Source organism: Acinetobacter sp. 809848 (assembly GCF_000581275.1).
GTDB lineage: Bacteria > Pseudomonadota > Gammaproteobacteria > Pseudomonadales > Moraxellaceae > Acinetobacter > Acinetobacter pittii.
Map to the genome: position 1 here is coordinate 184,243 of NZ_JEXG01000001.1, position 23,857 is coordinate 208,099.

Annotated in this window: 25 protein-coding genes; 8 read left to right on the forward strand and 17 right to left on the reverse strand. The window is 38.0% G+C overall.

Annotation, left to right across the window (positions count from 1 at the left end; genetic code table 11):
• The 14 genes from J536_RS05890 to J536_RS05955 form a co-directional block, all read right to left on the reverse strand.
• Positions 1-609 (reverse strand): TetR/AcrR family transcriptional regulator, encoded by a 609-nt coding sequence (locus J536_RS05890; RefSeq protein ID WP_005069536.1) that lies wholly within the window; start codon positions 607-609, stop codon positions 1-3.
• Between the two features lie 36 nt (positions 610-645).
• The gene (locus tag J536_RS05895) at positions 646-1,419 is read right to left on the reverse strand and encodes a TatD family hydrolase (protein WP_017399499.1); all 774 of its coding nucleotides are present in this window, start codon (positions 1,417-1,419) and stop codon (positions 646-648) included.
• A gap of 17 nt (positions 1,420-1,436) precedes the next feature.
• Positions 1,437-1,778 (reverse strand): PilZ domain-containing protein, encoded by a 342-nt coding sequence (locus tag J536_RS05900; protein ID WP_002121335.1) that lies wholly within the window; start codon positions 1,776-1,778, stop codon positions 1,437-1,439.
• A 10-nt stretch (positions 1,779-1,788) separates the two neighbouring features.
• Positions 1,789-2,769 carry a DNA polymerase III subunit delta' gene (locus J536_RS05905; protein ID WP_032057020.1) on the reverse strand — a complete coding sequence of 327 codons (981 nt, stop codon included), beginning with the start codon at positions 2,767-2,769 and terminating at the stop codon, positions 1,789-1,791.
• 13 nt (positions 2,770-2,782) lie between these two features.
• Positions 2,783-3,544 carry a 3-deoxy-manno-octulosonate cytidylyltransferase gene (kdsB, locus tag J536_RS05910; protein ID WP_002121419.1) on the reverse strand — a complete coding sequence of 254 codons (762 nt, stop codon included), beginning with the start codon at positions 3,542-3,544 and terminating at the stop codon, positions 2,783-2,785.
• A 9-nt stretch (positions 3,545-3,553) separates the two neighbouring features.
• Positions 3,554-4,564 carry a tetraacyldisaccharide 4'-kinase gene (lpxK, locus tag J536_RS05915; protein WP_002121338.1) on the reverse strand — a complete coding sequence of 337 codons (1,011 nt, stop codon included), beginning with the start codon at positions 4,562-4,564 and terminating at the stop codon, positions 3,554-3,556.
• 2 nt (positions 4,565-4,566) lie between these two features.
• The gene (gene msbA / locus J536_RS05920) at positions 4,567-6,294 is read right to left on the reverse strand and encodes a lipid A export permease/ATP-binding protein MsbA (RefSeq protein ID WP_002121388.1); all 1,728 of its coding nucleotides are present in this window, start codon (positions 6,292-6,294) and stop codon (positions 4,567-4,569) included.
• On the reverse strand, positions 6,291-6,719 hold the full coding sequence (locus J536_RS05925; RefSeq protein ID WP_002121347.1) for an ExbD/TolR family protein: 429 nt from the start codon (positions 6,717-6,719) through the stop codon (positions 6,291-6,293). Before J536_RS05925 ends, msbA begins: the two co-directional genes overlap by 4 nt.
• Before the next feature lie 15 nt (positions 6,720-6,734).
• Complete coding sequence (locus tag J536_RS05930) at positions 6,735-7,370, reverse strand: MotA/TolQ/ExbB proton channel family protein (protein ID WP_002121473.1); 636 nt, start codon at positions 7,368-7,370, stop codon at positions 6,735-6,737.
• Between the two features lie 50 nt (positions 7,371-7,420).
• On the reverse strand, positions 7,421-8,308 hold the full coding sequence (locus J536_RS05935; RefSeq protein ID WP_002121476.1) for a ParB/RepB/Spo0J family partition protein: 888 nt from the start codon (positions 8,306-8,308) through the stop codon (positions 7,421-7,423).
• On the reverse strand, positions 8,305-9,087 hold the full coding sequence (locus J536_RS05940; protein ID WP_002121458.1) for a ParA family protein: 783 nt from the start codon (positions 9,085-9,087) through the stop codon (positions 8,305-8,307). Before J536_RS05940 ends, J536_RS05935 begins: the two co-directional genes overlap by 4 nt.
• A 21-nt stretch (positions 9,088-9,108) precedes the next feature.
• Entirely contained in the window at positions 9,109-9,741 is a 633-nt protein-coding gene (rsmG, locus tag J536_RS05945) for a 16S rRNA (guanine(527)-N(7))-methyltransferase RsmG (protein WP_032057021.1), read from the reverse strand.
• A gap of 87 nt (positions 9,742-9,828) precedes the next feature.
• Entirely contained in the window at positions 9,829-10,518 is a 690-nt protein-coding gene (murU, locus tag J536_RS05950) for an N-acetylmuramate alpha-1-phosphate uridylyltransferase MurU (RefSeq protein WP_032057022.1), read from the reverse strand.
• Positions 10,518-11,531: an aminoglycoside phosphotransferase family protein gene (locus tag J536_RS05955; RefSeq protein ID WP_032057023.1), complete on the reverse strand. Its 1,014-nt coding sequence runs from the start codon at positions 11,529-11,531 to the stop codon at positions 10,518-10,520. Before J536_RS05955 ends, murU begins: the two co-directional genes overlap by 1 nt.
• Before the next feature lie 120 nt (positions 11,532-11,651).
• Between J536_RS05955 and J536_RS05960 the strand changes: the two genes are divergently transcribed.
• Positions 11,652-14,093 carry an LPS-assembly protein LptD gene (locus J536_RS05960; RefSeq protein ID WP_032062364.1) on the forward strand — a complete coding sequence of 814 codons (2,442 nt, stop codon included), beginning with the start codon at positions 11,652-11,654 and terminating at the stop codon, positions 14,091-14,093.
• Positions 14,093-15,403 (forward strand): peptidylprolyl isomerase, encoded by a 1,311-nt coding sequence (locus J536_RS05965; protein WP_032062366.1) that lies wholly within the window; start codon positions 14,093-14,095, stop codon positions 15,401-15,403. The genes J536_RS05960 and J536_RS05965 overlap by 1 nt, the downstream gene beginning before the upstream one ends.
• 118 nt (positions 15,404-15,521) lie before the next feature.
• On the opposite strand, the gene fba is transcribed toward J536_RS05965, so the two are convergent.
• The 3 genes from fba to J536_RS05980 all read right to left on the reverse strand — a co-directional run bounded on the left by fba (position 15,522) and on the right by J536_RS05980 (position 18,237).
• Complete coding sequence (gene fba, locus J536_RS05970; RefSeq protein ID WP_002121428.1) at positions 15,522-16,559, reverse strand: class II fructose-bisphosphate aldolase; 1,038 nt, start codon at positions 16,557-16,559, stop codon at positions 15,522-15,524.
• A gap of 121 nt (positions 16,560-16,680) precedes the next feature.
• A complete protein-coding gene (locus tag J536_RS05975) occupies positions 16,681-16,926 on the reverse strand; it encodes a hypothetical protein (RefSeq protein WP_004642615.1) in 246 nt (81 codons plus the stop codon).
• Between the two features lie 123 nt (positions 16,927-17,049).
• Positions 17,050-18,237 (reverse strand): phosphoglycerate kinase, encoded by a 1,188-nt coding sequence (locus J536_RS05980; protein WP_017386816.1) that lies wholly within the window; start codon positions 18,235-18,237, stop codon positions 17,050-17,052.
• A gap of 138 nt (positions 18,238-18,375) precedes the next feature.
• Here J536_RS05980 and J536_RS05985 point away from each other — a divergent pair, with 138 nt between their 5' ends.
• From J536_RS05985 to sstT, 6 genes are all read left to right on the forward strand, one after another.
• Entirely contained in the window at positions 18,376-18,759 is a 384-nt protein-coding gene (locus J536_RS05985) for a DUF2237 family protein (RefSeq protein WP_032057029.1), read from the forward strand.
• Positions 18,759-19,352, forward strand: a complete 594-nt coding sequence (locus J536_RS05990; RefSeq protein WP_032057030.1) for a Maf family protein — start codon at positions 18,759-18,761, stop codon at positions 19,350-19,352. The genes J536_RS05985 and J536_RS05990 overlap by 1 nt, the downstream gene beginning before the upstream one ends.
• 30 nt (positions 19,353-19,382) lie before the next feature.
• On the forward strand, positions 19,383-20,546 hold the full coding sequence (locus tag J536_RS05995; protein ID WP_032057031.1) for a cupin domain-containing protein: 1,164 nt from the start codon (positions 19,383-19,385) through the stop codon (positions 20,544-20,546).
• A 351-nt stretch (positions 20,547-20,897) separates the two neighbouring features.
• Positions 20,898-21,461, forward strand: a complete 564-nt coding sequence (locus J536_RS06000) for a TetR/AcrR family transcriptional regulator (protein WP_002121343.1) — start codon at positions 20,898-20,900, stop codon at positions 21,459-21,461.
• A gap of 468 nt (positions 21,462-21,929) precedes the next feature.
• The gene (locus tag J536_RS06005) at positions 21,930-22,241 is read left to right on the forward strand and encodes an ArsR/SmtB family transcription factor (RefSeq protein ID WP_002121379.1); all 312 of its coding nucleotides are present in this window, start codon (positions 21,930-21,932) and stop codon (positions 22,239-22,241) included.
• 408 nt (positions 22,242-22,649) lie between these two features.
• Positions 22,650-23,852, forward strand: coding sequence for a serine/threonine transporter SstT (sstT, locus tag J536_RS06010; protein ID WP_032062368.1), 1,203 nt, complete (start codon positions 22,650-22,652; stop codon positions 23,850-23,852).
• Positions 23,853-23,857: the final 5 nt, after the last annotated feature.

Below are 23,857 nucleotides of genomic sequence, written 5' to 3' on the forward strand. Positions count from 1 at the left end.
CTAAGCATATTGCTCAACAGCTTGTTTAGGCAAGGCTAAAGCCTGATCAATATAAGCCACTCTTAAAGTGTCTCTTGAACCTAAATATCGTTGATAAAAACTTGAATTGAGAATAGCTGCCGCACCATGAGTTAATGACCAAATAGAAGCAAGATAATCTCGTGTAGGCATACTGCTTTGAATAGATTCTAGGTAGTGGTCTGTCATACGAATGATAATTCGCAATCTCTGTTTACGCACTTGATAAAGTTCGTGAAAAAGATGATGTACGCCTTGAGCAGTGATTGAGAGTTTTTCCTCAATTTGATGGAATAAAACTGTTCGCTCAGGATGATGTAAATGATGCAACATGAAAAAAGCCAAATGCTCTGGAAAGGCTTTTTCAGTATCTTGAACCATTTCAAGTAACATACGCTCATTACGAATAATCAACAGCATGTACAACTCATCTTTACTTTGAAAGTGTTTGTACAAAGTTCCTTTTGCTAAATCAAGCTCAGCAGCCAAGACATCGAGTGTCATTCCGGCTTCGCCATTTTCTAGCAATAATTGTTCCGCAACCTGAAATATTAATACTTCTCTTGCTCGGAACTGAGCCTGACGATCCATCTTCACGCAATTACTCTCTTATATAGTTTCTATAACCTAAATCGCTTTTAGCAAGTTCTCAAAATTTTGTGAGGTGATCATTGCAATTTCCTCAACCGATTTATCATATACATCACTGAGCGCTTTGGCTACATAAGGCACGTATTTTGGTTCATTTGTTTTACCACGATATGGGACAGGTGCTAAATATGGGCTATCTGTTTCAATTAAAAGACGATCTAGTGGGACCTGTTTAGCTACATCGCGCAAATCCTGTGCATTCTTAAATGACACAATACCGGAAAAAGAAATGTAATAACCACAATCAAGCACAGCTTTAGCAGTTTCCCAATCTTCGGTAAAACAATGCAGGATCCCATGGGTTGATTGTTCAGCACGGATAATATCTACCGTATCATGCTTTGCTGATCGGGTATGAACGACAACTGGTTTTTTTAAAATTTTTGAAGCTTGGATATGTCTTGCAAAACACACCTTTTGCTCTTCAATAAAATCTGTACTGTGATAATAGTCCAGTCCAGTTTCACCTAAAGCCCATACTTTTTCTGATTGAGCCAATTCAATCAAATACTCAGTTGTTGCACGTGCCATTGTGTCCACATCCTCACAAGGGTGTACACCTACCGTATAACCAACATCTGCATGTTTATTTGCAATTTCAGCTAGTGCAATATGGTCATCGAGATCAACGGAAATTGCCATAAACTTAGACACTCCTTCTGCTCGCGCCGCTGCAAGCGCAAGGTCCAGATCACCGTTATAAGGCGTTAAATCTAACATCGTTAAATGGCAATGCGTATCAACAAACACTTTTCTTTCCTATTTAATTACATCGTATAACTTGGACGGTCTAGAGACATACTACCAGCCAAAACTCGTTCTGCCTCAGTTTTATAGTAAATTCCCTTATCTCCGCTTAACTGAATAGCAAAACCTTGAGGTTTAAATCCACTTTGCTTATGGGAGATCCAGATTACTTTGCCTGTTAGAGGAATTTTTTGAGACTGCTCAGGCAAAGTCGCTAAAATGAAAATTTCTTGTCCCATCTTTACCTTTTGTTTTGATGGTACGAATAGGCCTCCACCTTGCACATATCCCATATAGCTTGCTTGCAAAGTAGCTTTATCAGGAATATTTACCTGAATAATCCCCCCCATTTGCGGCTGCATAGTTTTCCCCTTAAATATTCATTAACGTTATAAATAATTGATCAATAATAAGTTGGCTTTGTACATTTTGTTCAACAAGCTTTTTTGCTTGCTGTAATTCACTATAAATATTAAATAAGCTTTCTAAATCATAATATGGGCTTAACTGATCAAAATCTAAATCAGTATTTTTCTGTGGTTGGTTTAGCTTGACACAAATTAAATCACCCAACAAGTATTCAAAAAGCATTATAAAATCATTAAAACTTAATTCTTTTTGCCATTTGCCTGAGAAAAATAAAGGCATATTTTTTTGAGCAACAATTTTAAGCCAATCATTTAAGAAAATTTGCCTTTTCGCAAACCAGTCACTTTGAGCAATTTCTATTGCTTGTAAAGGCATATCATTAGATAAGCCAAGCAGTAAATCAGGCTGCACTTCTGCAAGTTCAGATAAATACTCATTCAAATAAGAAGTAGCTTGCTCATATGAAATACGATCTAAAGCGAAATGTTGCAATCGGCTACGAATAGTGGCCGGTAGTTTAAGATAGTGATCAGCTAATAAAATTAAAACAACACGCTCGCCTGGTTCTTCTAAAGTCTTTAGCAAAGCATTTGAAGATGCCAAATTAAGTGCTTCTGCAGGCTCAATCACAATAACGCGCCAACCTTCTCCCGTTTGTTGTACGAAAGGTAGTAAGTCACGGATCTTTTCTATTTTAATTTTTGCATTCTGTTTTTTATTTTCTTCATCCGTTGTGATATGAACATAATTGGGATGAGTGTCTGATTTTAACCATTGGCAACTACTACATTCACCACAAGGGCCCTGCGGCTGCTTATTTAAACAAAGTACCCATGCCAAAAACTGCTTAGCAAAAGCATGTTTTCCACAACCTTGCTTGCCGTAAAATAAGAGACCATGTCCAATATTGGGAAACCTTGTTGTCAAGGTGTCCCATGTTGTTTGCTGCCAAGGATAAACCTTTGAAGTTACATTCGGATTCATTAAAAATTAACGCTTATTCAAAAGATTCAACAGGCATACTATTTAAGCGATCAAGATCAGCTTGAGTGTCCACACCTGGTGGTAAATTGGCTTCGGCTACAGCAATTGCAATTCGATGACCATTTTCCAAAACACGTAATTGTTCAAGGCTCTCCAACTTTTCAAGCTTCCCCATATCCCATGTTACGTATTCTTGTAATAAGTTCACTCGATAAGCATATAAACCTAAATGACGAAATGCTTGTGAATGTAAAGTCGGTTCATCATGCTTAGCCCCATCTCGATCATAAGGAATGGTAGCCCGGCTAAAATATAAAGCTTCATTTTGTTTAGACATGACTACTTTTACAATACTGTCACGCTGGAACTCATCTAAGGTATGAATCGGCTCACACAACGTAGACATTGAACAATTTGGTTTATCAACCAAAAGTTCTGCAACTTGCCGAACAAGTTGAGCTGGCAATAAAGGTTCATCACCTTGAACATTTACAATAATATCGTCTGCATCCCAACCCTTAATGCGAGCCACCTCACTTAAACGGTCTGTACCCGAAGGATGATCTGCACTGGTAAGAACTACATCAATTCCATCTGCACGGCAGATCTCAGCAATACGTTCGTCATCTGTTGCCACGCACAAATCATCAAAACCTTCGACTTTTTTTGCCTGATCCACTACACGTAAAATCATAGGACGGTTATGAATAAGCAACAATGGTTTACCTGGCAAACGCGAACTTGAGAAGCGTGCTGGAATGACGATGTGTTTCATTTTTTCTTCCTAAGATAATTGAATATCAAGTTCTTGCAATTGCATTTTTAAAACCTGATAACACTGTGTAGACAGCACAGCTGTAACAGGAACTACCCAAATAGATTGTTTAAATTCAGGATGTTTTTCAAGTAACGGTAATAGTTTAACTGCATCTTTTTCAGTTGTAATAAGTGGCAGCTCATCATTAAAAATTAAATCATTGATTGTGTAATCATGATGATCTTGAAAGGCATGCTCTTCGAATTGCTTCAACCCTAGATCTTTAAGGGTTTGATAAAACCGTTGAGGAAAGCCAATACCCACTACAGCATGATAATTATTCTCAAGATTAAAGCTTGGTTTAGAATTAGATAAAGGGTTAAGTAAATATGGCTGTCCTGTCTCGAGATACATGTTTAATTCTGTAGCAGGTTTATGAGTATGCTCAATCACTGTTCCAGTTTCTAAACGTTCAACAGGCTCTCGCAGATAACCTTCAGGTAATAGTTTTTTATTCCCTAAACCACGATTTTGATCCAGTACAATCCACTCGATCTGTCGATCTAATGCCCAATGCTGCAACCCATCATCACTAATAATCAAATCTATTTCTGATGACTCAAGCAATAACTCTATTGCGGCCTGCCTATTAGGACCTACTGCCATTGGTACACTTGTAGCCTGAACAATTAATGCTGGCTCATCCCCAGCTTGAGCTACTTGGCCGCCCGAGGTAACCAGCAGTGGAAAAGGACCATTACCCCCATATCCCCGACTAATTACCCCTACTTTTACATTATGCTGCTGTAGATAATTCACCAGTTGTATTAGCAAGGGAGTTTTTCCGCTTCCACCTACTGTGATATTACCTATAACCATCACAGGTACGGGCGCTTTATAAATTTGCTTAAAACCTGAATTATAAAGATTACGATTTAGTAAAAACCCAGCCCGATACAAGCAAGACAATGGACGTAAAGCAATCAACCAACTCGATTGTTTATTCCATGCATTCTGGATCAGCTGGACTAATGACATGCTTAGTTATCCTCGAAATTACGCTGATGTAATTGATAATAAGCACCATGTTTTGCGAGGAGTTCTTGATGAGTACCTTGTTCAACAATTTGTCCTTGATCCATCACTACAATACGGTCAGCATTTTCAATTGTTGATAAACGGTGAGCAATGACAATCGTAGTGCGGTCTTGCATCGCTTCATCAAATGCTTGCTGAATAAAATGTTCAGATTCATTATCAAGAGCACTTGTAGCTTCATCTAAAATTAATATTGGAGCATTCTTTAAAATTGCTCGAGCAATAGCAATTCGCTGACGCTGACCACCAGATAAGTTTAGGCCCTGTGCCCCTAAAACAGTATCATAACCATTTGGTAAATTCATAATGAAGTCATGTGCATATGCAGCTTTTGCAGCGGCATGAATTTCCTCATCTGACGCACCTTGCAACTGACCATACGCAATGTTTTCACGAACAGTACGATTAAATAATACAACTTGCTGATTTACCATTGCGATTTGGGTACGCAAACAAGAAAGATCAATATCATTAATTGGCAAACCATCTAAATAAATTTGCCCACTTGATACCTCTTGGAAACGTACCAACATATTAACTAATGAGCTTTTACCAGCACCTGAACGTCCAACTAATGCTACAGTTTGCCCAGGAAGAATATCTAAAGAGAAATCTTTAATAGCCTGTACGCCATCAGCATAATTTAATGCCACATGATCAAAACGAATTGCACCATTTAGTTTAGGTTTCAACTGACCGTTATTTTGCTCTTCAGGCAAATCTAATAGTTCAAAAACAGAATGAGCTGCTGCTAAACCGCGTTGTAACTTTTCATTAACATCAGTCAAGTTTTTAACTGGTTTTGCTAATAGACCAGCAGCTGTAAGGTAAGCCACGAACTCACCAGCACTAGTATTACCTAAAATCTGTGGTCGTAAAGCTAACCATACAATAAGGGCCATCGCACAAGCCATTACTACCTGAACCACAGGGCTATTCAGGTTTTGTACAATTACCATTTTTAAACCACGTTTTAAGTTTTCTTCTGATGACTTATAGAACCGTTCTTGTTCAGACTCTTCACCAGCAAAAGTTTTTACTACAGCATTACCATTGATACTCTCTTGAACAACGTGGTTCACATCACCCATTGTATCTTGAACCTGTAATGAGAGTTTTCGCATACGTTTTGAAGCTTTACGTACCAATACACCAATTACAGGTAAAAATACAAAAACACATAAAGTAAGACGCCAATTGGTATAAAACAGATAGCCTAATAATCCCAGTGTAATCATCCCATCCCTAACGATGACTCTTAATGACTCCGAAGAAGCTGCTGTTAGCTGCTCAACGTTATACATAATCTTGGCAGTAATATGGCCAGATGAATTATCTAGGTAATATTGTGCCGGTAGTCTTAAGAGTTTGGCATAAACTTCTTGGCGAATACTAAAAACCAAACTACGTGAAATCACCGCAGTATAGTAACCTCCCATAAAAAGGCCTAAACCACGGAAAAAAACCAATAAAATGATTAATAATGGGAACCAATCCAAATCACTTCTACTGCCACTTTGGATTGCATCAATAATAAATTTAATCAATTTAGCAACGGAGACTTCTGTTGCTGAGTTAATACCGAACCCGATAAGAACTAATAAGGCCACGCCCCAATAAGGTTTTAAATAGGCTATGAGACGCAAATAAACCTTAAAATCTTGATTCACTCAGAAAAACCTCTAGAAGGAACTTTGGTACTAATATTGATGTTAACAAAACCGAGTTGTCCTGCTACATCCATAACGCGAATTACATCCTGATGAGACGCTTTGGCATCCGCAGCAATGATGAACATAAAATCACGGCGCTCTTGAGCAACTTGCTTAATCGCAGTACTCAGATCAGCAACCTCTTTAGACGAAAGTGCCTGACCATTTACAGCATAATGACCAGAAGAGTCTACCACGACTTCAATTTTGTGATCGTACTGTTTTGGTGGAACACCTTGTGCATCTGGTAAAGTTAAATTGAGGCGACTTGGCTGATTAAAAGTAGTCGATAGTAATAAAAAAACTAAAATGAACAACAAACAGTCAATCATAGGCGTTAAATTGATATGAATGTCTTCAACCTTAGAACGTTTAAATTTCATCTGGCTATTCACCCATCACCCAACACGACGATGTTCTGCTATAGACGAGGAACGTTTATAGAACAATGAGGCATGAAATAAAGTCGATTGCTGTTCTAGGTCAGTAATATAATCTTGTACTAATCTTTGAAAATAGCGATAAGCAACTAAAGCAGGAATCGCAATTAACATTCCCACAGCTGTAGTAATAAGCGCTTTAGAAATACCCGGAATCATTAAACTTGGACTACCAGCCGATCCAAAATCAATCACAAGAAATGATTCAATAATTCCCACCACAGTGCCAAGCAATCCCAGTAACGGCGCTACAGCACTTAAAGTGCCCAAAAAATTAATATTTTTTTCTAAATAAGAAATTTCTTGAGAAGCTGCAACTTCCATCTGCGCACGTGCAAATTGCTCACCATGCTCACGATGATCAAAACCTGCTTTTAAAATGTGAGCCAATGCACTGTTTTGCACTTCTACATTTTGTTCCAAATTTTCCACAATATCTTCAGTTCTTAACGAACTATCATCAATTAATGCTTTGGGTAGAACTTGTGAACGTCTTAACCGAACAAAACGTTCAATGCTGATCGCAACAGTTAAAATTGAGCACAGAATTAAAGGCAGCATCAACCAGCCACCCGCTCTCACAAGTTCCCACATATCTTCTTCCCCAAGAATATAAAATTAGAAATATATGACCCAAATACAAATTAATTAGGCAAACAAATATTTAAAATGCCATCTAACTCATCTAAAGTATGGTAATGAATAACAAGCTTACCCTTACCTTTTTGATTATGATCAATTTTCACATTAGCGCCAAAACGCTCTGATAATTTTTGTGTCAATTGTTCAATATCAGGTGCTACAGGTGCTTTTTCCTTCTCCTGCTTAGGCTCACTTCTATCACGCACCAATTGCTCTGTTTGACGAACAGATAGTCCTTTTTCAATTACGATTTTAGCAACGTCTAATTGATCTTTACCCTTTAACGTCAAGATAGCTCGAGCATGCCCCATATCAAGCTGGCCTTGCTGCATGAAATCTTTAATTTCATCCGCCAAACTCAACAAACGAAGTAAATTACTTACGGTAGTACGTGCTTTCCCTACTGTGTCAGCAATTTCTTGATGGCTCAAACCGAATTCATCATGAAAACGCTGCAAGGCTATAGCCTGATCAATCGGATTTAAATCTTGACGCTGAATATTCTCAATAAGTGCTAATGCAATGGCAACCTGATCATTTAAATCACGAACAATTGCAGGAATTTCAGTTAAACCCGCAAGTTGCGCTGCACGCCAGCGTCGTTCACCAGCAATGATTTCGTATGGATGTGATTCATCATCAACTGGACGAATTACAATAGGTTGCATCACTCCATGTTTTTCAATAGAAGATGCTAACTCTTGCAAATCATGCTCATGAATAAAGCGACGTGGTTGATATTCACCACGTTTCAATAAATTTACATCAATTTGTTTCAACTGTCCGTGGTCAAGTGCCTGTGCTTCCAGCTGTAATTTTTCTTTTTGAATTGAACCAAGTAATGCATCTAAACCACGTCCTTTAGCCAATCCGCGTTTTTTGATGCTCATACTTTACTTCCTTTCTTTACTTTACTTTTCTTCAACATCTCAGCTGCAAGATTTAAGTATGCAACTGCACCTTTAGAACTTTTCTCAAAATATATAACAGGCAAACCATGCGCCGGCGCTTCTGCTAAGCGAACATTACGCGGAACGACAGTATCATAAAGTTTTTTTCCGAAATACTGTTCTAACTCAGCAGATACATCACGTGTTAAAGCATTTCGTGCATCGTACATTGTACGTAATACACCAATAATCTCTAAATCAGGATTTAATGCCTTTTGAATACGATCTATAGTCTGGGTTAAATCAGCTAAACCTTCTAGCGCATAATATTCGCATTGCATTGGAATGATTACACTATCTACAGCTGCCAAAGCATTGACAGTAATCAAACTCAAGCTTGGCGCACAATCCACAATGATAAAATCAAATGAGTTTCGGATTTCATTCAAAGCATTTTTTAGAATGAATTCACGGCCCTCTTGTTCTGCAATAGCAAGCTCAACACCGGAAAGTTCACGATTAGACCCTAAAACTTTATATCCAACTTCTGCTTTTTGAATGGCCGTTTCAATTGGTACTTCACCAAGTAGAACATCCGTAATGGAATACAAAAGATCGTTCTTTTGAATACCAGACCCCATCGTAGCATTACCTTGTGAATCCATATCTACAAGTAATACACGTTTCTTTAATACAGCTAGAGACGCTGCAAGATTTACTGCAGTCGTTGTTTTACCAACACCACCCTTTTGGTTTGCAATCGCAATAATTTGAGCCATGGTAACCCTAATACTTTTTATTTAAATACGTTGAAGTAAAAGTAAATGACGTTGTTCATCAAGTCTTGGTACGCGCAGCTCAATCACTTTACATGAAAAGTCCTGATTAAGTTGCTCAATTTCCTCAACTGGCACAACTCCTTTCATTGCTGCAATTATACTGCTCTGATGCAAGTATGGCTGAGCTGCATCCACAAAATCCGTTAAAGAAGCAAAAGCGCGACTTGTAATCACATCAAATTGACCAAGCTCATCAATTGTATCTTGATTTTCAACACGTGTTTGCACGGCTACTACGTTTTTTAACTTAAGGTCAGCAATAAACTGTTTCAAAAAACGAATTTTCTTACCATTCGAATCAAGCAATACACATGAGCGTTCCGGCTGACATAAAGCAATGATCATGCCCGGCATACCACCACCTGTACCTACATCAAGCAAACGGCCTGTTGGCAAATCTTTCAAAATACTTAGGCTATCTAACAAATGCTTCACTAACATTTCTTTCGGATCACGAATCGCTGTTAGATTATAAGCTTTGTTCCAAAGTACCAAAGCATCTTGATACTTCAACAATAATGTCAAAGCTTCATCGCTAAGCGATAAACCTAATTTTTGACTACCCTGTTGTAACTCTTGAAAAAACGGATGCATAAACAGATAACATCTAAGTAAAATTTAAAACAAAGTATACCCATTTATGCATCGTGGAACACTAGTTAACGATTAGGGATTACACACTTAATCGTAGAAGCCTTCACGAATTTGCAAATCTAGCTCCATTAAACGCTCAGGCGTTCCCACATCTACCCATGCACCTTTAAGCTTTTCACCAGATATTTTCTGATTATGCATCGCTTGCTTCAATAGTGGAGCTAAAGGACGCTTACCCGCTTCCAATCCGTCAAAAAGTTTAGGATGAATAACAGATAGACCACTAAAAGTGAGGTTTTCGCCCGTCACATCTTGATCGAATGTAAAAGCGCGCCCATCCAATAATGTAAAGTCGCCTTCAGGATGCTGTTTAGGATTATCAACCAACACAAGATGTGCCAAATCATCTTTTAGCTTAATATGGCGCAGACCTTCAAAATTCATTGTGGTCCATACATCTCCATTCACCAGAATAAAAGGATCTGTTCCAAGCAGTGGCAAAGCATTAATAATTCCACCAGCTGTTTCTAACCCTTCATCCTCTCGTGTCCAACGGATATCCACACCAAATTGAGAGCCATCACCTAAACTACTGATGAGCTTGTCGGCCAACCATGCAGAATTGATGACTATTTCAGTCACACCAATTTTCTTAAGTTTTTCAATATGCCACACAATCAGGGGTTTACCACCCACCTCGAGCAAAGGCTTTGGTGTATATAGCGTAAGTGGACGCATACGATTGCCCAAGCCAGCAGCAAGAATCATTGCTTTCATTATGCTGCTACCTCATAGCTACCATATTTCTCGATAAATTTAGGCATCACGATGTTATTCATAAATACCATAAACTCTTCAAGCTCAGGGTAACCACGGCTTTCTTCAAGCAAATACCACATGACACGTGGTAAATCCTTCAAATAACCTGACTTACCATCACGTTCAAACAAGCGAACAAAAATACCTAGAATTTTAATATGGCGCTGGATCGCCATTAAATCTGCATCACGTTTAAATTGATCAAAACTACGGTTTTGTTTAGTCGACGCTGGCAACAGGTCATAAAACACTTTAAACCATTGATAAACACGATCAGCGTTCCATTGAACATATGCATCACGAGTAATCGAAATTAGATCATATGTATCAGCGCCAATAACAGCATCTTGGAAGTCGATTACCCCTAATTCTTGCTCATCGGTAATTTTCATCAAATTTCGACTATGAAAATCTCGATGTACAATAACTTGCGGTTGGGCTAATGCAGCGTGAGCCAAGAAGTCAAATGCATTATCAATCGTTTTTTTCTGTTCAGCAGTCGGCTGAATAGAAAGCGACGGCAACATCCAGTCTGTGAGTAGCTGCATTTCCGACATTAATTTTTCGTAAGAATAAGCTGGGAACTGATTAGTCCCGTCAATAGATTGCAATTGAATAAGTTGTTTAAAACTTTGTTCGTAGTATTTATCAACAGTTTCATTAGTTAATAATGTCGACAAAAGCACATCACCAAAGTCTTCTAACAATAGAAAACCTTGAGCCAGATCTTTCGCGATGATCTGAGGCACACGTACGCCATGGCTCGCAAAAAACTCGTCAATGGTCACAAACGGAACACAGTCTTCTTTTTCTGGAGGGGCATCCATGAGCATATACGTTTTATTTTGTAACTCGATACGCGCATAACGGCGGAAGCTTGCATCACCTGCTAAAAAAGCGATCTTAAATTGATCATTTTCAAGAACAGATGTAAGCCATGTATATATCAATTGTTCACGTTGTGTATTCATTTGCAATAAAATCTAAAACAAGCTGAGATTTTTGAAGGGTTAAGTGTAGCCACTTATAAACTTTTTCTCTATGATGCGACAATAATTAATTGTGAATTAGCATACTTGGTTAATGAGACAATGAAGCATCAGTTTAAATTTAATCCTTTAGCGACAGCTATTTTTACGCTCTTATGTGGCTCCATACAATCAAGTTATGCTGAGTCAACTGATGTTGTCTCCAATATAGACAATAATCAACTTAAAGCGAGCATCAAGGAAGTTTACCCAGGTCAAGAATTCTTTCAGCAATATTATGTTGATAAATCTGCACCTGAAGCCCAGCTTCGTGACAATAAATATTTAAGCTCGGCATTTTGCCAAGGCACATGGGTTACACCGATTAACCCTGAGACCAAAGCTTTAGACGCCGACAAAGCGACTTCTGTCGTTACGGCTAACTACGGACATTACAATCCAGCGGGTGATTCTGTTTTAGAAGGTGATGTCGTTATTGATCAGGAAGGACGCACAGTTCGCGCTGACAAAGTAACGATTGATAAGACTCAAACCTTTGCGCATGCACAAGGTCGAGTACAGTTAGCTCAAGGCGGGTTACTTTCACAGAGTGATGAAATTAATTATAACCTAAAAACCCAAACCGGGAATTTAGACAATAGTTTTTATATTTCTGAACAGCAACATGCCCATGGTCATGCAGGAAAAATCGAAAGAACCTCACCAAACGTTATGGTTCTTAATGATGCAACCTATACGACTTGCCCACCAGGCCAAAAACCTGGTTGGAAAATCCAAGCCAATAAAATTGAGTTAAATCAGGAAACTGGACGCGGCGTAACTCGTGGAACAAAATTATATGTTAAGGACGTTCCCGTTCTAGCTGTTCCCTATTTTAACTTCCCGATTGACGACCGCCGTACTACAGGTATTCTCAACCCACAATTTGGTTTCTCAAATGATGGTGGTGTTGAGCTTTCTGTTCCGGTTTATTTAAATCTTGCGCCTAACTATGATCTGACACTTACTCCGCGATATTTAGCAGACCGCGGTGCAATGCTAAAAGGTGAGTTTAGATATTTAACCGATGGCTTTGGTGCTGGGGAAATGTGGGGTGGCATCTTGCCATCTGACAAAGGTTATGATGACAAAGATCGTAAAGATTTCCATTTTTTACATAATTGGGATATCAACGATCAGTGGTCTACTAACCTCGAATATAACTATGCATCAGATAAAGATTATTTCTCTGACTTAGATAGCAGTCCTAACTCTAAAACAGATCTTAACTTACGTAGAGCATGGGAACTTAATTATCAACATGGTATTCCGGGTTTAAAAGCACAGCTTAAGGTCGAAGATTTCCAGACACTTGATCCTGAAGTTGCAGATGCAGATAAACCATACGCGCGTTTACCACAATTTTTATTAAATTACGTCACTGGTAATCCACTAGGACTACAATACGAATTTAATAACGACACTGCTTACTTTAAGAAATCAATTAATGATGATTCTGCTCAAGAAAGTAGTGGTACACGTATTTATAACCAGTTCGCAACGCGTTATAACTACCGTACACCGGCAGCTTTTGTGATTCCTGAAGTCTCTGTACGTTCTATTCAAACGTTTTATGATAAGGACAGTATCGCATCTCAAAATCTAGATGGTGGTTCCGAAAACAAATCAGTCGTTGTACCTCAATTCACGTTAGACACTGGACTGAACTTTGAACGTGATGGCAAGTACTTACAAACACTTACACCACGTGCTTTCTATGCATATGCGCCATACAAAAATCAAGATGGTTACCCTAACTTTGACTCAACTACTGCGTCAGTAAGTTATGATCAATTATTTAACCCTTACCGTTTTTATGGTCATGACCGCCTAGAAGACAATAACTTTTTATCATTGGGTGTAAGTTATAGCCTCTTTGACACAGTAGGTTTAGAACGTTTACGGGCAAGTGTAGGTCAAAGTTACTATTTCGAAGACCGTCGTGTCACCTTACAACGACAACAAGATGAAATTGATACTGAACGCAACACAGGTCCTGTGGTGAGTCTATCAAGCCAGCTTAACCAAAACTTTACCATTGCTGCCAACTCAGCTTGGATGTCGAATGGTGACAATGCTCAACGTGACTTCCAACTTTACTATACTGGTGATAAAGGAAATCTATATAACTTAGGCTATTTCTATCGTAAAGATATTCCTGGTCGTCAAGATACTTATGACCAAGTTGTTGCATCGTTTATACAACCAATTAAAGACAATTGGCGTATTATGGGCCACGTACAATATGACATGGACAATGATGTTGCCCGTGAACTCTTGCTAGGAGTTAACTATGAGTCATGTTGCTGGGGTATTTCTGTCTATGGCCGTTCATACTATAACGATCTAGACGATCCAAAATCTCCAGATGTTAGTGAAAAGCGTGCGATCATGGCCGAAATTACACTAAAAGGTTTAGGTGGTTTAAACAATAAACTCGCGTCTTTACTTGAAAATCGCGTTTTAGGTTTTAACAAAATTAATCAATCTTGGACACAACGTTAATGAAGACAAAGCATCTTAAACAGTTTTTTAAAGCAACTACACTTGCTGCCCTAATCTCTTCATCAATGCATAGTTTTGCCCAACCCGCTGATGAAGTTGTGGCAATTGTGGACAATAGCGTAATTTTAAAAAGCGATCTTCAACAAGGTATGGCTGAAGCAGCTCATGAACTGCAAACTCAAAAGAAAGAAGTGCCACCTCAGCAATACTTACAGTTTCAAGTATTAGATCAACTCATCTTGCGTGAGGCACAACTTGAACAAGTTAAAAAATATGGCATCAAACCTGATGAAAAAAGCTTAAATGAAGCAGTCTTAAAAGTAGCAAGTCAATCTGGAAGTAAAAGTTTAGAAGCTTTCCAGCAAAAGTTGGATGCTATGGCACCCGGAACTTATGAAAGTTTACGTGGCCGAATCGCTGAGGATTTAGCGATTAGCCGTTTGCGCCAACAACAAGTGATGTCTCGCATTAAAATTAGTGATCAAGATGTAGAAAACTTCTTAAAATCACCTCAGGGACAAGCTGCGTTAGGTAACCAAGCACATGTAATTCATATGCGCATTTCTGGTGACAATGCACAAGAAGTTCAATCTGTAGCTCAAGAAGTTCGTTCAAAGCTTGCGCAAAGTAATGATATAAATGCTTTGAAAAAACTTTCAACTGCAAATGTAAAAGTTGAAGGTGCTGATATGGGTTTCCGCCCACTGTCTGATATTCCTGCTGAACTTGCAGCTCGTATTACTCCATTACAAGATGGTCAAACGACTGACTTAGTTTCAGTACGTGATGGTGTACATGTTTTAAAGCTTCTTGAACGTAAACAAAATGAGCAAAAAGCTTTAGTACCTCAATTTCAAACCCGCCACATTCTCATTCAACCATCTGAAGTAGTCACTCTTGAGAATGCTAAGCAAATTATTGATAACATCTATAAACGCTTAAAAGCTGGTCAAGATTTTGCAACACTTGCAGCAACCTATTCAAATGACACAGGCTCAGCACGTGATGGTGGAAGTTTGGGTTGGGTAACACCTGGAATGATGGTTCCTGAATTTGATAAAAAAATGCAGGAAATTCCTGTAGGTGAAATTAGCGAACCTTTCCAAACTCAATTCGGCTGGCATATCTTACAAGTAACAGATAAACGTGAAAAAGATATGACGCATGAATATCAAGAGCGTATGGCACGTCAAATTTTAGGTGAACGCCAATTTAACACTGAGATTGATAGCTGGTTACGTGAAGTACGTGCAAATGCATATGTAGAAATCAAAGATCCAAGTCTAGACAAAAAGAACTTACAAAAGTAAGTCTTTTTCTCTCCATCAAAACCTGTGTTTATCACAGGTTTTTTTATGAATGAAATGTATGTAATAAAAAACCGGTTATATAAATAACCGGTTTCTATAAATTAAACCCTGACGGGAATTATTTATAGCGATCAACCATTTTCTCTAAAGAAATCGGACGAATCTTGTCAGCATTTCCAGCTGTACCAAACGCTTCATAACGATCAATACAAATTTGCTTCATTGAATCTACAGTTTTAGCAAAGTATTTACGTGGATCGAATTCAGCTGGGTTTTCAGCCATAAACTGACGAATTGCACCAGTAGATGCTAAACGTAAGTCTGTATCGATATTGATCTTACGCACACCATGTTTAATTGCTTCTACAAGCTGCTCAACAGGTACACCATAAGTCTCTTTAATATCACCACCAAACTCATTGATTACTTTCAACCACTCTTGCGGCACAGAACTTGAACCATGCATAACAAGATGAGTATTTGGTAATGCCGCATGAATTTCTTTAATGCGGTCAATTGCCAAGATATCACCTGTAGGTGGACGAGTGAACTTGTAAGCACCATGTGAAGTACCTACAGCAATCGCCAATGCATCTACATTAGTATCGGCAACAAACTGAGTCGCTTCTTCAACAGAAGTAAGAAGTTGTGAGTGATCAAGGACACCTTCAGCACCAACACCGTCTTCTTCACCAGCCATACCAGTTTCAAGGCTACCTAAACAGCCAATCTCACCTTCGACAGAAACACCACATGCATGTGCTAAAGCAACAACATTACGAGTTACATCAACGTTGTATTCGTAAGAAGTAGGTGTTTTACCATCTGTACCTAATGAACCGTCCATCATCACTGAGCTAAAGCCAAGCTGAATTGAACGCTGACAGATATCAGGGCTTGTTCCATGGTCTTGATGCATTACCACTGGAATATGCGGCCATTCTTCAATTGCAGCCAAAATAAGATGGCGTAAGAATGGAGCGCCTGCATATTTGCGAGCTCCAGCTGATGCTTGAACAATTACAGGTGAATTGGTTGCATCCGCGGCAAGCATAATTGCACGCATTTGTTCTAAGTTATTTACGTTAAATGCTGGTACGCCGTAGTTATGTTCAGCAGCGTGATCCAAGAGCTGGCGCATTGAAATGAGTGCCATAATATCCTCCCAGGTAGTGCGGCTTATTCTACCCTGTCATTTATTTCAATTCAGCAACAAATCACAGTATTTCAAAAAAAATCCCTGCATTTGCAGGGATTTTTTAACAAAAAACAACAAATTAATGTGTTTCTGAAGCAGCAGCCTCACTTGGCGCACTACCTTCAACCACATCTGTATTCTTTTCATCTAGAACTGGCTTATCAATCGCATCAATTGCTGCTTGTTGCTCAGGCGTTACTTTTTCAGAAACAGCAGTAGATGCAGCTGATTCTTGCCCCGCTTGAGATGCTTCATCTTTCTTAGCACAAGCAGTCAACATCATCGGTACAATTAACACAGCAGCAAATGTAAGCTTTAAATTCATCACTATTTTCCACAGTTGGTGATTTAATGCTCGACATTTTATTGCAGATATATGACAGTTTAATGACTTATCAATGAAAAAGGGATTGGTTACCCAATCCCTTCTTATTTCTATATAACAGTATTAAGCACGTTCAAGCAAAGCAGCAACTGCTGGCAATGTTTTTCCTTCAACAAACTCAAGGAATGCGCCACCACCTGTAGAAATATAACCAATTTGATCAGCTACGTTATATTTATCAATCGCAGCTAATGTATCTCCACCACCAGCAATCGAGAATCCTTCCGATTGAGCAACCGCAAGAGAAAGTGCTTTGGTACCTTCACCAAATTGATCTACTTCAAATACGCCTACTGGACCATTCCAAAGGATCGTTTTTGATGTTGTTAAAATATCAGCAAATGCTTTAGCTGTTTCTGGACCAACGTCTAAAATCATATCATTTGCAGTCACATCTTCTACTTTCTTCACAACAGCTTGAGCTGCTGCTAAAGAACCTAAGAAATCTTCAAAATTAATTTGCGATGCATCAGCAACTACAACATCTGTAGGGAGTGGAACACTTACTTTAGCAGCAATTTGTTTAGCAGTTTCAACCAAGTCAGCTTCATATAATGATTTACCAACGTTAAAGCCAGCAGCTGCTAAGAATGTATTTGCAATACCGCCACCAACGATCAGTTGATCACAGATACTAGAAAGTGAGTTTAAAACATCGAGTTTAGTTGAAACTTTAGAACCAGCAACAATTGCAACCATTGGTTTTTCAGGAGTTTGCATTGCACGGCCTAGTGCATCTAACTCAGCAGCCAACAAAGGACCAGCAGCAGCAACTGGAGCGAAACGAGCTACACCTTCAGTAGATGCTTCTGCACGATGAGCAGTACCAAATGCATCCATAACAAATACGTCACATAGTGCAGCATATTTTTGAGCGAGCTCTGGATTATTTTTCTTTTCGCCATGGTTAAAGCGTACATTTTCAAGCAATACAACTTGACCAGCTTCAACTTCAACGCCTTCTAGATAATCTGTTAATAATTTAACTTCTTGGCCTAATACTTCTGTTAAATAAGCAGCGACTGGTGCAAGTGATTGTTCTGGCTTTGGTTCACCTTCAACAGGACGACCTAGATGTGAACATACCATCACTGCTGCGCCTTTATCTAAAGCAGCTTTAATAGTTGGTAATGCTGCACGTAAGCGAGCATCGCTAGTAATCACACCATTTTTGACAGGAACGTTTAAATCTTCACGAATAAGGACACGTTTGCCTGTTAAGTTAAGGTCAGTCATACGCTGAAAATTCATGTAAAGCTCTCTTTATGATTTTAAAAACGCGCCAATTTTAAATGATTACATCAAAAAAGGTTAGTTTTTTTGCATAAAAGCTGTAGAAAGCCCCAGTTTTGATTATGATAGAGGTAGTTATTTGATATTTCACCCATTATGTCTATTCATCCAGATCCACAAATCAATCGCTTAAATGTTTTAGGGGAACCTTTAGCAAGTTGTTGCTTTGACCCTATTACGGGCTATTTTAGAAATGGTTTCTGCCACACAGCAGTAACAGACCTTGGTCAGCACACCGTATGTGCACAAATGACCTCTGATTTCTTAAATTTTTCTCAAAAAATTGGTAATGATCTTATTACTCCTTTACCAGAAGTAGGCTTCCCTGGCTTAAAACCGGGTGATTTCTGGTGTATCTGCGTAACTCGCTGGGTAGAGGCTTATCAAGCTGGTGAAGCGCCTCCTATTAAAATACATGCATGTCATCAAGCTGTATTAAGCTATGTACCTTTACATGTATTAATGGAATTTGCAGTGTAATGGTTCAGCCACAAATTATTTTGGCTTCGAGTAGTCAAACTCGCAAAGACTTAATGGACCGTCTTGGAATTAATTATATTTGTATTAGTCCCGATATTGATGAAAGTCCTCGCGATGAAACCCATGCCGATGAACTTGCAAAAAGGCTCGCTTTCACAAAAGCTCAGGTGATTGCTGAACAGAACCCATCAGCCATCGTTATTGGTTCAGATCAAGTTGCTTGGCGAGAACATGCTCCGCATGACTTTATTGGCAAACCGATGACTAGTGAAAATGCTAAAGCACAACTAGCCGAAAATTCTGGTCGAACTGTTTTTTTTAGTACAGCGCTTAGCGTGCAATGGCTCGATAGAAACTTTGAACAAACGCTCGTTGAACATTATCAAGTTAAATTTCGAAACCTGTATCAAGCTGAAATTGAACGATACGTTTTATTAGATCAACCACTACATTGCGCAGGTAGCTTTAAGTGTGAAAGTTTAGGAATTAGCTTGTTTGAAAAAATGATAGGCCTAGATCAGACCACACTTATGGGTCTTCCTATGATTCAACTTTGCCATATTTTAAGGCAACTTGATCTACAAATTCCTTAATTCTAGATATTTTATAAATAGGTTATTTCCATGACAGAACCTTTAACAGTTTTAGGCGGTATTACTGCCGAGCAATTTTTAGCAGAGTATTGGCAGAAAAAACCTTTACTGGTGCGTAACGGATTACCAGAAATTATAGGTCTTTTACAACCTCAGGATGTGCAAGAACTTGCCTTGGAAGAACATGCAAGTGCCAGACTGATTCGCCAAAAAGATAAAAATCCAAATGAATGGCACGTAAAGTCTTCACCTTTAACCAAAGGTGATTTTCAAAAGCTACCAAAATTATGGTCAATTTTAGTACAGGCAGTAGATCACTACTCTTTTGATCTTTCTGAACTTTGGAAAAAATTTCCTTTTATTCCTCAATGGCGCCGCGATGACATTATGGTGTCTTATGCGCCTAAGGGTGGTTCAGTTGGGAAACATTTCGATTTCTATGATGTGTTTTTAGTTCAGGGTCATGGTCATCGTCGCTGGCAGCTAGGTCAAAGGTGCGATGCAAATACTGCATTTGTACCCAATCAACCATTAAAACTTTTGCCAGAAATAGATGTGCAATTTGATGAGGTTTTAGTACCAGGTGATTTACTCTATGTTCCTCCTGGAATGGCACATTATGGGGTTGCTGAAGATGACTGCTTAACTTTCTCATTTGGCTTTCGCATGCCAAACGTTGCAGGAATGATGGAACGTATTAGTGATCAATTTTCAGCCAATACTTTACTTCAAAATCCTGTTGTAGATATCGCACGCACACAAATGAGTCAAATTGGTGAAATTAGCTCAACTGAACTAAGTTATCTAAAAGAATTAGTTTTAGCTCAGTTGCAAGACTCTGCAGCACTTGATGCAGCAATCATGTCTTATATGAGCGAACCTAAATATCCAGATAATATTCCAGAACCTGATGAGATCGAAGCCGATGATCTTCAAGAGATCTTACATGAAGGTTATGAAGTTCTATTAGAACCTGCCTCTCGCCTACTTTATACAGAAAATAACGGAATTCTAAACTTCTGGGGAAATGGCGAAGCGCTATGTATAGCTGAAACTTTCGCACCAAAATTAAAAGCTATTGCTGATGGAGAAAGCTTAGCTTTCGATAGCGAATTTAATGAGCTTGAAATCCTTGAAAATGTTGCTTACTTACTCAATGAATCTATTTTGATGCTTTTGCCACCTTCAGAGTAAGAAACTTAATAAAAGTGGACTTTTCAAAGCAACGGGAAGTCCACTTTTAAATTGGCCGACAAACTCAAAAATAGATTTGTTTTTTGTTTATTAATTTCCTTTTTAAATTTTAAAGCGACTTATCGCAAAAATATTGAAGTTAAAAGATTTTGAAAAAGGAAGTATAATTATTTAAATATATAGCCTAGAACCCTTTACCTTTCCCTTAAAAGTAAAACTTCAGCGTTTAAAAAAATAATATCTTTTTTCTATCAATAACAAACAATACCTTGTAAAATTAAATTATCTAGATTCTCATTGATAAAGATCACCGTTCAAGCTAATAGCAATTCATTTGTGAGAGGCTAAAATATGTCGAAAAAAGATGACATTATTAACACCGCATTAAGACTTTTTAACTCGTATAGCTATAATTCAATAGGTGTAGATCGCATCATTAATGAATCTGGCGTTGCAAAAATGACTTTCTATAAGCATTTTCCATCAAAAGAAAAATTAATTGAAGAGTGTCTACTTCTTCGAAATACGCTTCTACAAAACTCTCTTACTTCTGCCTTATCAAAACATGATGAGTTAGACCCTCTTGCGAGAATTAAAGCAGTATTTTTATGGTATTCCGACTGGTTTAATAGTGAAGATTTTAATGGCTGCATGTTTCAAAAAGCCTTGGAAGAGGTTTTAAAACAATATCCTTCAACACATCAACCTGCCACTTTGTATAAAGCTTGGTTGACCCAACTCATGCAAAATCTTCTTAACCAGTATGATGTAAAAGAGCCAGTTCCCCTATCTTTACTACTCGTTAATATTTTGGAAGGTATGACCATACAGGCTCAAGTCGAACATGGTTCAATAAAAATTAATGATTACTGGACTCGAGTAGAAAAATTAATCGATTTCGAAAGAGCAGCATAAAAATAAAGCGTGATATTCTTCTTCTTATATTTAATGATTCTTCTTATGTATCACGCTGCGTCTGAAAGTCATTTTGGTTCACAATTAGACGTTTTTTTCGACCTTACTGAACCAAAATATACAGACCTGTCTGTACAAAACAGATTATATATTTAAAAAATAAAAACTCAATCCTTTTTTATGATTTGTCTCAAGATAAATTAGATTTAACTATTTATTGAAAGCAAATTGAAATTGTTTTAGGTTGACTTCGTTTCACTTATACTTAACAATTACACTTATAACACAAAGCAACATTTTAGACACAAAAGAAATACAAATAGTTGTTTTTAATTAGAAAGACTACTTATTTATCAATTCCTCTTATATTGCTTTTCAACAAAAACAATTGGATTGATTAGTTTTGCTACATTCATTTTCATAAGATCAATCTATACTATGCCCGCTATATTGATATAGGTATAAAGTATGAAAGATGGACTCCAAATCGAAGAAATGAAAAATGCGGCTGATTCAGTCGTTGGAATTCTTAAATCTTTGGCTAATACAGATCGTTTATTAATTTTATGTCACTTAGCTTATGAGGAGTTAAATGTTTCTCAAATTGAAGAGAAGACCCAAATTACCCAGCCCACTCTTTCACAACAACTTATGATGCTACGCAAAAGTGATGTTGTATCAACCCGTCGTGATGGTAAGCAAATTTTTTATTCAATTAAGGATGACAATATGCATTCAATTTTAAATACGCTTCATCAGCTGTACTGTGCAAGTAAATAATATTTTCTAAATTATAAATTTATAATAATAGTAGTAACTTCCTGAAATATGCGATTTTTCAGCTTGAAAGCTTAGAGTCCAATCCAAGCACAAAGTTTTGAAAATTCGCGTAGCTTTTCTAAAAAGCTCAACCATATTTAACTTTTTGCCACCCTATTTTCTTTAGCCTATTCCATGCTTTCACAGCTTTTTGATATACCTAGTTTTTTAATGAGCAATTAACAAGCAAAACCACCAACTATAAAATTAAAAATATTAAATTAAGACCAATAAAAACAATTATTTAATATTACCATTAAGTATAATTACTTATAGGTGCTATAAAAAAGCTTAAGATTCACATCACTTAAGTATAAAATACTCCGCTTGTTCAACCTTTAGCCATGATTAGGTTAATAAGGCCTTTATATGCTTGCATTCTTTTCTCGATTAAGCTTAGTCACTAAGATTATTATCGCCATTATTCTAGGGATAGGCGTTGCATTACTATTTCCGAACGTTACGCCTTACTTAAGTTTATTTGGTGAGCTTTTCATTAAAGCCTTAAAGTCGGTTGCCCCTATTTTAGTTTTTGTATTGGTGCTTTCTTCTATTGCCAACTTCCAAGTGGGTCATAGCGCCAATTTACGCCCAGTTTTACTACTGTACGTTATAGGTATGTTGTTAGCTGCTTTTAGTGCTGTTATTGCAAGTTTATCTTTTCCAAGCACACTTTACCTCAACACGGTTTCTCATAATAATTTACAAGCGCCTGGTAGTCTCGCAGATATATTAAAAAATTTGCTTTTAAGCTTTATTGCGAACCCTGTTCAAGCAATTAGTGAAGCTAACTTTATTGGTATTTTAGCTTGGGCAATTGGCCTAGGTTTAGCTATGCGCCATAGTTCATATACCACAAAACAAGTGATGCAAGATGTTTCACATGCTGTAAGTGCTATTATTCATAAAGTAATTGCTTTTGCACCAGTCGGTATTTTTGGATTGGTTGCAGTGACCTTTGCTGATGCTGGTCTTGCGACGCTTGAGAGCTATGCACACTTATTAGTGGTGTTATTAGGAACAATGTTATTTGTTGCCCTCGTAGTGAACCCTATTTTAGTAGGTTTAACTATCCGTGGTAATCCATATCCATTAGTTTTTAAATGTTTAAAAGAAAGTGGGATCACTGCATTCTTCACACGAAGCTCAGCAGCAAACATTCCAGTTAACTTGGATTTAGCAGAGCGTTTAGGTGTTAACCCGTCTACAGCTAGTGTGTCTATTCCTTTAGGCGCAACAGTAAATATGGCAGGGGCGGCAGTAACGATTACTGTACTTACATTAGCAACCGTCCATACGCTTGGCATTCATGTTGATTTAGCTACAATGGTTATTTTATCAGTTGTTGCGACTGTATCAGCTTGTGGTGCTTCTGGTGTTGCTGGCGGTTCTTTACTTCTGATTCCAGTAGCTTGTAGTTTATTTGGTATTTCATCAGAAGTAGCAATGCAAGTTGTGGCCGTTGGTATGATTATCAGTGTATTGCAAGACTCTACAGAAACAGCCCTTAACTCATCTACAGATGTATTATTTACCGCAGCTGTAGATATTCGCTCTAAGCAAGCGTCTTAAACAAA

Coding starts and splice junctions, on each gene's coding strand:
- kdsB (WP_002121419.1), bottom strand. CDS start 3,544: ATGAAACACATCGTCATTCCAGCACGCTTCTCAAGTTCGCGTTTGCCA.
- J536_RS05960 (WP_032062364.1), top strand. CDS start 11,652: ATGAAGCATCAGTTTAAATTTAATCCTTTAGCGACAGCTATTTTTACG.
- fba (WP_002121428.1), bottom strand. CDS start 16,559: ATGGCACTCATTTCAATGCGCCAGCTCTTGGATCACGCTGCTGAACAT.
- murU (WP_032057022.1), bottom strand. CDS start 10,518: ATGAAAGCAATGATTCTTGCTGCTGGCTTGGGCAATCGTATGCGTCCA.
- J536_RS05890 (WP_005069536.1), bottom strand. CDS start 609: ATGGATCGTCAGGCTCAGTTCCGAGCAAGAGAAGTATTAATATTTCAG.
- J536_RS05925 (WP_002121347.1), bottom strand. CDS start 6,719: ATGAAATTTAAACGTTCTAAGGTTGAAGACATTCATATCAATTTAACG.
- sstT (WP_032062368.1), top strand. CDS start 22,650: ATGCTTGCATTCTTTTCTCGATTAAGCTTAGTCACTAAGATTATTATC.
- J536_RS05975 (WP_004642615.1), bottom strand. CDS start 16,926: ATGAATTTAAAGCTTACATTTGCTGCTGTGTTAATTGTACCGATGATG.
- J536_RS05930 (WP_002121473.1), bottom strand. CDS start 7,370: ATGTGGGAACTTGTGAGAGCGGGTGGCTGGTTGATGCTGCCTTTAATT.
- J536_RS05905 (WP_032057020.1), bottom strand. CDS start 2,769: ATGAATCCGAATGTAACTTCAAAGGTTTATCCTTGGCAGCAAACAACA.
- J536_RS05995 (WP_032057031.1), top strand. CDS start 19,383: ATGACAGAACCTTTAACAGTTTTAGGCGGTATTACTGCCGAGCAATTT.
- J536_RS05940 (WP_002121458.1), bottom strand. CDS start 9,087: ATGGCTCAAATTATTGCGATTGCAAACCAAAAGGGTGGTGTTGGTAAA.
- J536_RS05900 (WP_002121335.1), bottom strand. CDS start 1,778: ATGCAGCCGCAAATGGGGGGGATTATTCAGGTAAATATTCCTGATAAA.
- J536_RS05965 (WP_032062366.1), top strand. CDS start 14,093: ATGAAGACAAAGCATCTTAAACAGTTTTTTAAAGCAACTACACTTGCT.
- J536_RS05980 (WP_017386816.1), bottom strand. CDS start 18,237: ATGAATTTTCAGCGTATGACTGACCTTAACTTAACAGGCAAACGTGTC.
- J536_RS05955 (WP_032057023.1), bottom strand. CDS start 11,531: ATGAATACACAACGTGAACAATTGATATATACATGGCTTACATCTGTT.
- J536_RS06005 (WP_002121379.1), top strand. CDS start 21,930: ATGAAAGATGGACTCCAAATCGAAGAAATGAAAAATGCGGCTGATTCA.
- rsmG (WP_032057021.1), bottom strand. CDS start 9,741: ATGCATCCGTTTTTTCAAGAGTTACAACAGGGTAGTCAAAAATTAGGT.
- J536_RS05990 (WP_032057030.1), top strand. CDS start 18,759: ATGGTTCAGCCACAAATTATTTTGGCTTCGAGTAGTCAAACTCGCAAA.
- J536_RS05935 (WP_002121476.1), bottom strand. CDS start 8,308: ATGAGCATCAAAAAACGCGGATTGGCTAAAGGACGTGGTTTAGATGCA.
- J536_RS05985 (WP_032057029.1), top strand. CDS start 18,376: ATGTCTATTCATCCAGATCCACAAATCAATCGCTTAAATGTTTTAGGG.
- lpxK (WP_002121338.1), bottom strand. CDS start 4,564: ATGTCATTAGTCCAGCTGATCCAGAATGCATGGAATAAACAATCGAGT.
- J536_RS06000 (WP_002121343.1), top strand. CDS start 20,898: ATGTCGAAAAAAGATGACATTATTAACACCGCATTAAGACTTTTTAAC.